Here is a 7,918-nt window from a genome sequence, read left to right on the forward strand (position 1 = left end):
TCCAGGTGTGACCTGAACTTCCTTTCGGCCACCACCGTAGATTCGCCGCGCAGACTATTCCGGCGTGACCGGCGGCAACTGGGCGGCAGGACGGGAGCAGTTGGCCGAAAGCCCTGTGCCGGGCGGGTGGCGGGGCGTGAGACTGACCGGACTGCGCCCGCAGAATTCACCGCCCGGCCCCGTGCACACCGCCGGCGAACGACCGAGGAGTCATGACATGGCAGAGACCGGCCACAGTGTCCGTGCGGCGGACGTGCTCGCGGACGTCCTGGCACAGGTGCGGGAGAGGGTCGACCGGAGGGAGGCGCTCGGCGAGGCGCAGATCGCCGTGCTCGAAGCGGCGGTGACCATCGTCCGTGCCGGTCAGACCGGGTTCGAGGGCGGGCCGGTGGAGCGTTCGGAGCTGGTGCGCGAGGCGCTCGGCGCGGTGCGCGCGGCGACCGTGGCCACCGGGGTCGCCCTCACCTACGCCCATCAGACGGCCCGCGTGCTCGCCTGATCGGCGCTCCGTGGTGCCGCCGATCTGCCTGGGCTTCTGCCCGGCGAACCGGCCTACGGCTCCTAGCCTGTGATGCAGGCGAGAAGAACTCCGTCAGACCGACGACCGAATGCATACCTTCGTCCAACCGAGGTGGAAATCATGGCAACCAACCCGTTCGAGGACCCTCAGGGCCGTTATGTGGTGCTGGCCAACGAAGAGGGCCAGTATTCGCTGTGGCCGGCCCGGATCCAGCAGCCGGCGGGCTGGGAACTGGTGAGAGACGAGGGCAGCAAGCAGGAGTGCGGCGAATACATCGAGGCGAACTGGACCGATATGCGGCCGCGTTCCGTCGTCGCGGCGATGAGTGGCTGAACCGGCTGTTCGTCCCGTGCCGGAAGGGCGGGTGCGAGGCGCCTATCGCGTCGCGCACCCGCCCTTTCCGTGCGTGCGTGAACGGAATGATCGTCGGGCGTACGCACGAAGCTCCCGGCGGCCGTGGGTTCCCCATCGAGAACCTCATGGCTGCCGGGAGCTTCGTGCGTACGCCCCGGTCCGCCGAACGCGGTTCGGGCGGTCAGTCCTGGGCGCCGGCGACGCACCATTCCAGGACCGCCGCGGCGGCGGTCATCTTGTGGTGGGCCTGGCGCCAGGCCAGGCTGGCCGGGCCGTCGAGCACCTCGTCGGTGACCTCCTGCCCGCGGACCGCGGGCAGGTCGTGCAGGAAGACGGTCCGCGGGCCGCCGAAGCGCTCCAGGAAGCCGCGGTTGATCTGGAAGCCGTCGAAGTCGCTGAGCCAGTCGGGGTTCTCCTTCGTCACGCCCATGGTCTGCCACCGGCTGGTGTACACCGCGTCCACCGGGCCCTCGACCTCGTCGGGCGTCACGATCTGGGTCACCAGGGCCTTGCCGCCGCTCAGTTCAGCCGCCAGGTCCAGGGTGTCCTTGGGTACTTCGTATCCCGGCGGGCACAGCAGGGTGAGACGCAGGCCGGGGGTGAGGGCGGCGGCGAGCGCGAGGGCCGCGCCGGAGCTGTTGCCCTCGCCGACGGCGAGCAGGTGCAGACCGTCGAGCGAGCCGAACCGCTCGGTGAGCGTGGCGAGATCGGCGATCGCCTGGGTCGGGTGCTCGTCCAGGCTCAGGGCGTTGACGACGGCCAGGTCCTCGCTGCTGCCGAGCCGGCGGATCTCGTCCACGTCCCCGTTGGTCCGTACGACGAGCGCGTCGAGGTACTGCCCGAGGACCCGGGCGGTGTCCTCCACCGTCTCGCCGGTGGTGAGCTGGAGTTCGTTCGGACCGAAGGTGATCACATCGGCGCCGAGCCGGGTGGCCCCGCTCCAGAAGGACGTACGGGTCCGGGTCGAGGACTTGCGGAAGTAGAGGCCGATCTGGCGTCCGGCCAGCGGCTTCGGGACGATGCCGTCGCGGCCGAACGAGGCGGCGCGCCGGACGAGGTGGTCCAGCTCGGCGGGCGTGAGGTCGGCGAGCGAGATCAGGTTGCGCATGGGTGGGGTGCCTTTCACGAGGACGAGGGCAGGGCGGGGGCGAGGACGGGAACGGGAGACGGGCGCGCGGGACCGGATCGGGCGGGCCGCCCTCAGTCGACGAGTACCGGGACGAGAGCGGCGGGCACCGTCTCCCGATCCGCCGCGAGCACCGCACGGACCAGGTTGAGCACCGTGAAGCCCACCGAGTCGCCCGCCGTGGCGGGCAGCCGGCGGATCAGACCGCGGACCAGCAGGGCGTGCACATCACGGGCGGTGCCCGCCAGCGAGGTTCCGCAGGCGCGTGCCGCGTCGTCCACCGACCACGGCTCCTCCAGGGTCGCCAGTGTGCGGAGCAGGGCCTCCGCCTGCGGGGCGAGCCCGGTCACGGCGGTGGTGAGCCGCTCACTCAGGGTGGGGCCGGCGGCGGGGTCGGTGGGCGTCACGCCGTCGAGCAGGACCAGCGGTGTGGTGCGGGCGATGTCCAGGAGCTGCTGGGGGGAGTACAGCAGCAGCCACGAGGCCGCGGCCTCCAGTGCCTGCGGAATCCCGTCCAGCGCCCGGCAGATGTGGGCCACGGTGGTGACGACTGCGTCCGTGGGGAGGAAGTCGGGTCGCATGTAACTGACGTGGGAGAGCGTCAGCTCGACGGCGTGCCGGTCCGCGACGAGGGTGTCGCCGGCCGCGCCGACGGCCAGATCGGCGGCGGACGGCACCGCGAGCGGTGCCAGTGGGAGCAGCCGCCCGCCGGGCAGGTGCACCGGCCGGTCGGTGGTGGTGAGTATTTTCAGGTGCTCGCAGGCACGCAGCAGACTCAGCAGCCGAGGGGTGACGGAAGGTGACGCATCGTGACCGTCCAGTACGATCAGGGTCGCCTTGGATCCGATGAGGGTGGCCAGCTCCTCGAATTCCTCGCCGTCGCGGACGAGGGCGCGCACCCAGCCGGCCACGGTCGACTGCGGGCTGCTGGGGGCCGCCTCCGCGGTCTCGGCCGAGTCGTCCAGGGATACCCACAGCACCGGAACCCGGTCCCGGGCGTGAATGAGGGAGGCGGCCTCCTGGGCGAGCCGCGACTTCCCCACCCCCGGCAGGCCCACCAGCGTCAGCAGTCGCTCGTGATCCGTGCTCAACCGCGCTGTCAGCGCCTCCAGTTCCGGGCGCCGCCCCACCAGCGGACGCAGCGGAGGGGGCGGTGTGGCGAGGTCCGCCCCGTACATGTCCTGGAAGACCCGGCCCACGGCCTTTGCGTCGACGGAGAGTTCGAGCTCGACGCGTCGCGCGTCACTCAGTCTCATGGCATTGGCGAGGAGCTTCAGCGTTTCCCTGCGCGGGTGCTGGACCCTCCCCAGCTCCAGGTCTCGAATGGCCCGTACGCTCACCGTGGAAAGCCCCGCCAGCTGTTCCTGAGTGAGCCCCGCACGTCTGCGCGCATTCTGCAGCAGAGCGTCAAGCCCGGGTCCAGGCTGGGAATTCATCATTGTCTCCTCGGTCTCCACTTGCTCAGAAAATGCAATAGCCGGTTGCCCGGCCTCCCAGGACTGTCCGGAACACGCGCCCGGGAACGGGATCTTTCCGGTCCGCTCACGCTCCGTACTCTCCGTGGCAGCGAAGGCCTGCCGTCGATGAACAGCTTCCATCGAGCCATTCCCGAAGTCTTCCCGGTGCAGTACCGCGTCTTCCCGCACCCAGGGGCTACGATCGCCTCGCGCCTGGGTAGAGCTGCGGGTGGGCAGTGTTGAGGGGGAGGATGCGTGTCAACAGCGGCAGAGGTTCGTCTGCGTTTCAACATTCTTGGCCCGATAGAGGGGTGGGCGAACGGGACGCGGCTCCGGCTGGGGGGAGTCATCCAGGAGCGAGTTCTGGCCACTCTGCTTCTGGAGCCCGGAAAGGTGCTTCCGGTTTCCCGGCTGGTCGAGGCGGCCTGGGACGAAGAACCGCCGCCGACGGCGCCGCACCAAGTGCGCAAGGCAGTTGCGGATCTCCGAAGGCGGATACCGGGGGGTGCCCACGTCCTGCTCACCGATGGGCCCGGCTATCGCGTCGCCGACGAACAATGCGATATCGACTTGGCTGAATTTGGCCTACTGATCCGAAAAGCGAAGCAGACGGCGTCCGAGGGCCGTACGGCAGAGGCCGCCGAGATATTGCGCGGCGCCCTCGCCCTGTGGCGGGGGCCCGTTCTGTCGGGCGACGGCGGTCCGGTCATCGAGGCCGCGTCGACGTCCATCGAGGAGCGCCGGCTGACCGCGGCGGAACAGCTCTTCGAACTCCACCTGGGACTGGGCGAGGCCTCCGAACTCGTCGTCGAGCTAAGGGAACTGGTCCAGCAGAACCCGTTGCGCGAGTCCCTGCGCGGCCAGTTGATGATCGCCCTCTACCGGTCCGGGCGGCAGGCAGAGGCGCTGGAGGAGTACGGCAAGGTGCGCGAGCTCCTCGTGGAGGAACTCGGCATCGACCCCGGCCCCAATCTGACCAAGCTGTACGAGGGAATCCTCCGGGACAGCCCCGAACTGGCCGGACCCAGGCCGGCGGCCGCCCCGGTCATGTCCGTGGCCCTGCCCGCCGAACCCCCCAGCACCCTCCCGTACGACCTCGCGGACTTCACCGGACGGGACCGGGAACTGGCCGAGATCCTGCGTGCCGCCAAGGACGGCGGTGAGCAGGGCCCGCAGATCGTGGCCATCGACGGCATGGGGGGCTGCGGCAAGACCTCGCTCGCGGTACGGGCGGCGCACCGCCTCGCACCGGAGTACCCGGACGGCCAGCTCCACATAGACCTGCGCGGTTACACGCCCGGCGACCAGCCGGTGACCGCGGGCATGGCGCTCGACAGTCTGCTGCGGGCCCTCGGCGTTCCCGGCAACCTCATCCCCGACGACGTACCCGCCCGCACCGCCCTGTGGCGGGCCACCCTGGTCGGCAAGCAGCTGCTGATCCTCTTCGACAACGCGGCGGACGCCGCCGCCATCCGCCCGCTCCTGCCCGCCTCCCCCGGCAGCCTGATCATGGTCACCAGCCGGGCCCGGCTGGTCGATCTGGACGGCGCGCGGTGGATCTCCATCGGGGTGATGCCGCCCCAGGACAGCGCGATGCTGGTCGCCGAGACGCTCGGTGCCCAGCGCGTCGCCGCCGAGCCCGAGGCGGCCGCCGAGCTCGCGCAGCTCTGCGGCCACCTCCCCCTCGCCCTGCGGATCGCCACTGCCCGGCTGCGCAACCGCCCGCGCTGGACCCTCCAGTACCTGGCCGAGCGGCTGCGCGACGAGACCCGAAGACTCGACGAGCTCAGCTCGGGCGCCCGCAGCGTCTCCGCCACCCTGCGCCTGTCGTACCAGGCTCTGGACGAGGAGTGCCGGAACGCGTTCTCGACGCTGGCGCTCCATCCGGGCAGCGACATGGACATCCACGCCGCCGGCGCGCTGCTCGGCACGGGCGCCCGGGACGCGGAAGACCTGCTGGAGATGCTGCTGGACGTCCACCTCGTACAGCAGCCGGAGATCGGTCTCTACACCTTCCACGACCTGGTGCGCAGCTTCGCGCAGAGCCTGCTCGTCGAGTCCGCGGAGGACTCCGGTGCGGTGGAGCGGCTGTTGGGCTACTACCTGACCGCCACCGAAGTGGCGTGCGATCTTCTCTATTCCGGGCGGCGCCGGCGCAGCACCGGCATCCCGCCCTCCACGGCCGAAATGCCCGACCTCGGCACCGCCGAGCGGGCACGCAAGTGGTTCCTGCGTGAGCAGACGGCGCTCCTCGCGGCCGTCACGCTCGCCGAACGCAAGGGCCACGACCGCTATGTGGTCTGCCTGTCGCGCAATCTCGTCTTCCAGCTCAACGACCTCGGTCTCCTGGAGGACTTCGGCGAGCTGAGCCGGGTCGCGGTCGCCGCCGCCGGACGCCTGCAGGACCTGGCGCTGCTGGGGGTGAGCCTCTCCAATCTGGGCGTCGCCTGCTGGAAACTCGGCCGTCTCGCCGAGGGGCTCGAGGCCGCCCGGGAGAGCCGGGACGTCGCGATCCGGCTCGGCGACCTGCACACGCAGGCCCACAGCGAGAGCATCCTCGGCCAGTTCAACAGCCTGCTCGGCGACTTCTCCGCGGCCCTGGGCCACATGGAGACGGCCATCGCGCACGAACGCGACCTGGACATGCCGCGCGCGGAGGCCGAGAGCCTGACCATCCTGAGCACGCTCTACGAACAGTGGGGACGGTACGAGGAGGCGCGGGACGCGGCGCTGCGGTCGGCCGAACTGAGCCGGCGGCTGGGGCAGCACGAGGGACTGCCCGGAGCCATCACCGACCTCGCGTTCGCCCATGTCGGCCTGGGCGCCTACGAGGAGGCCGACCGCTGCCTGGCGGAGGCCCGCGGACTCTACGGGGACGCCGGCAACGAGGTGAACCTCGCCCTGACCCTGGCGCTGTCCGCCGATGTGGAGAACCTGCTGGGCCGGCCGCCCCTCGACCCGGACCAGGCGGAGCGGGCCCTCGGCCTCATGCGCACGAACTCCTCTCCCCTGCGCCGGGCCAAGGTGGAGAACGTGGTGGGCCGGCTGCGCCGGCGCCAGGGCGACATGGCGGCGGCGCTCGCGCTCCACACCCATGCCCATGAACTCGCCTCGTCCCTCAGCTACCGCATCGAGGAGGCCTACGCCCTGGCGGGCATGGCCGACGCCCTCGGTGACACGCCGGACGCGGTCCGGTACCGGGCCGAGGCCGAGAAGCTCTTCACCGAGATGGGCGTGCTGAAGGGCCACCGTCGCGGCTGACGGCCGGCCGCCGCAGCAGCAGCACCCGTCACGGCACGTCGTCCCACCGCCCCGGAACAGCACCGCGCCCCGCACCGAGGCTCCGGTGCGGGGCGTGCTTGTCGGGGCGCGGGATCTCACACCGTGGGGGACGTCGGGCCCTTGTCGTCGTTGGTCGTGTCGGTGATGACCGTCGGGCCCTTGTCGTCGTTCGGGGTGGCGACGATGACCGTGGGGCCCTTGTCGTCAGCGAGTATGTGGGTGCCGATCACCGTGGGGCCCTTGTCGTCGTTCGGGGTGGCGACGATGACCGTGGGGCCCTTGTCGTCGGCGAGCGTGTGGGTGCCGATCACCGTCGGGCCCTTGTCGTCGGCCACAACCTGCTGGGTGCTCCGGGGGCTGTGCGACTGCCCCGCCTCAACCGTGACGCCGATGCCGAAGGCCAGCGTCGCCGCGATGATTCCGAAGAGCCCAGCAAGCTTGTGTCCCATGGTCCCGCCCCTAAGTGGTGTTTGTGGGTTTTTGCGGTGTTCCGCTTCCCGACACCACTGATGTTGCTGACAGGCGTTCCCGGTCCGTTCCTGCCCCGATACCGCCGCCGGGAACTGCCGCGGGAACGGACCGGAAACGCCTATGCCAGGGGACTTTCAAGCACGACCGGTCCACTAGTCCAGGTCGAGCTGGCAGGCGGTGACGCGGGGGCCGACGGGCGTGAGCACCACGCGGGTGCGGGCGGCGCCCGACTCATGGCCGGCCAGGTCGAGCAGCGATCTCACGAGGGAGCGGAGCACCGCGCGCTCCGCCTCGTCCAGGACGGCCACCCCGGCATCGTCCCCGGGCGGCCACTCCACGATCCCGGCCACCGTGTGCATGCCGTCCTCGGTTCTGGTCTCGACGCTGAGCTGGGGGCCCTCCAAGGACTCCGGTGCGGCGTACGGGTGGGAATGAACGCCGGACGCGACATGCTCGGCCCACCGCTCCACGGTGGTCAGGTCCTCGAAGGCCTGGCGCAGCTCCGTCCCGTCGGGCGAGCGGTCCCTGGGGTCCTTCACTTGAGTACTCCTCACTGCAGACAACTACGCAACGACCCTTGCCGTCCCGGCTCCCGGTTCGCTCCCGATCCGTTCCCGCTGCGTTCCCGTTCCCTCGTTCGCTAAGGGAACGCAGCGGTAATCGGTGGCCGCATGATGACCCCGTTCGATTGAGACAGGGATCCGTGGT

General features: G+C 70.6%; 7 protein-coding genes. 3 read left to right on the top strand and 4 right to left on the bottom strand.

Translation table 11 applies throughout. The annotated features are described in order from the left end of the window. The first annotated feature begins 217 nt into the window (after nucleotides 1–217). The gene (locus ACIQM0_RS11325) at nucleotides 218–499 is read left to right on the top strand and encodes a hypothetical protein (protein ID WP_363028976.1); all 282 of its coding nucleotides are present in this window, start codon (nucleotides 218–220) and stop codon (nucleotides 497–499) included. 141 nt (nucleotides 500–640) lie between these two features. Continuing rightward, on the top strand, nucleotides 641–853 hold the full coding sequence (locus ACIQM0_RS11330) for an MbtH family protein (RefSeq protein ID WP_401285751.1): 213 nt from the start codon (nucleotides 641–643) through the stop codon (nucleotides 851–853). A 202-nt stretch (nucleotides 854–1,055) separates the two neighbouring features. On the opposite strand, the gene ACIQM0_RS11335 is transcribed toward ACIQM0_RS11330, so the two are convergent. Together ACIQM0_RS11335 and ACIQM0_RS11340 are read right to left on the bottom strand one after the other, a co-directional pair. After that, nucleotides 1,056–1,982, bottom strand: a complete 927-nt coding sequence (locus tag ACIQM0_RS11335) for an ornithine carbamoyltransferase (RefSeq protein WP_401285752.1) — start codon at nucleotides 1,980–1,982, stop codon at nucleotides 1,056–1,058. Between the two features lie 92 nt (nucleotides 1,983–2,074). Continuing rightward, the gene (locus ACIQM0_RS11340; RefSeq protein ID WP_401285753.1) at nucleotides 2,075–3,598 is read right to left on the bottom strand and encodes a helix-turn-helix domain-containing protein; all 1,524 of its coding nucleotides are present in this window, start codon (nucleotides 3,596–3,598) and stop codon (nucleotides 2,075–2,077) included. A 429-nt stretch (nucleotides 3,599–4,027) separates the two neighbouring features. Between ACIQM0_RS11340 and ACIQM0_RS11345 the strand changes: the two genes are divergently transcribed. Further along, a complete protein-coding gene (locus tag ACIQM0_RS11345; RefSeq protein ID WP_401285754.1) occupies nucleotides 4,028–6,718 on the top strand; it encodes a BTAD domain-containing putative transcriptional regulator in 2,691 nt (896 codons plus the stop codon). Between the two features lie 116 nt (nucleotides 6,719–6,834). Here the strand turns inward: ACIQM0_RS11345 and ACIQM0_RS11350 are convergent, their stop codons facing one another. Continuing rightward, nucleotides 6,835–7,188 carry a hypothetical protein gene (locus tag ACIQM0_RS11350; RefSeq protein WP_385034427.1) on the bottom strand — a complete coding sequence of 118 codons (354 nt, stop codon included), beginning with the start codon at nucleotides 7,186–7,188 and terminating at the stop codon, nucleotides 6,835–6,837. Nucleotides 7,189–7,362: 174 nt separating this feature from the next. Beyond that, nucleotides 7,363–7,749, bottom strand: a complete 387-nt coding sequence (locus tag ACIQM0_RS11355) for a hypothetical protein (protein WP_401285755.1) — start codon at nucleotides 7,747–7,749, stop codon at nucleotides 7,363–7,365. Nucleotides 7,750–7,918: the final 169 nt, after the last annotated feature.

Origin of the sequence: Streptomyces sp. NPDC091387 (genome assembly GCF_044756945.1) — a bacterium.
Classification (GTDB): domain Bacteria; phylum Actinomycetota; class Actinomycetes; order Streptomycetales; family Streptomycetaceae; genus Streptomyces.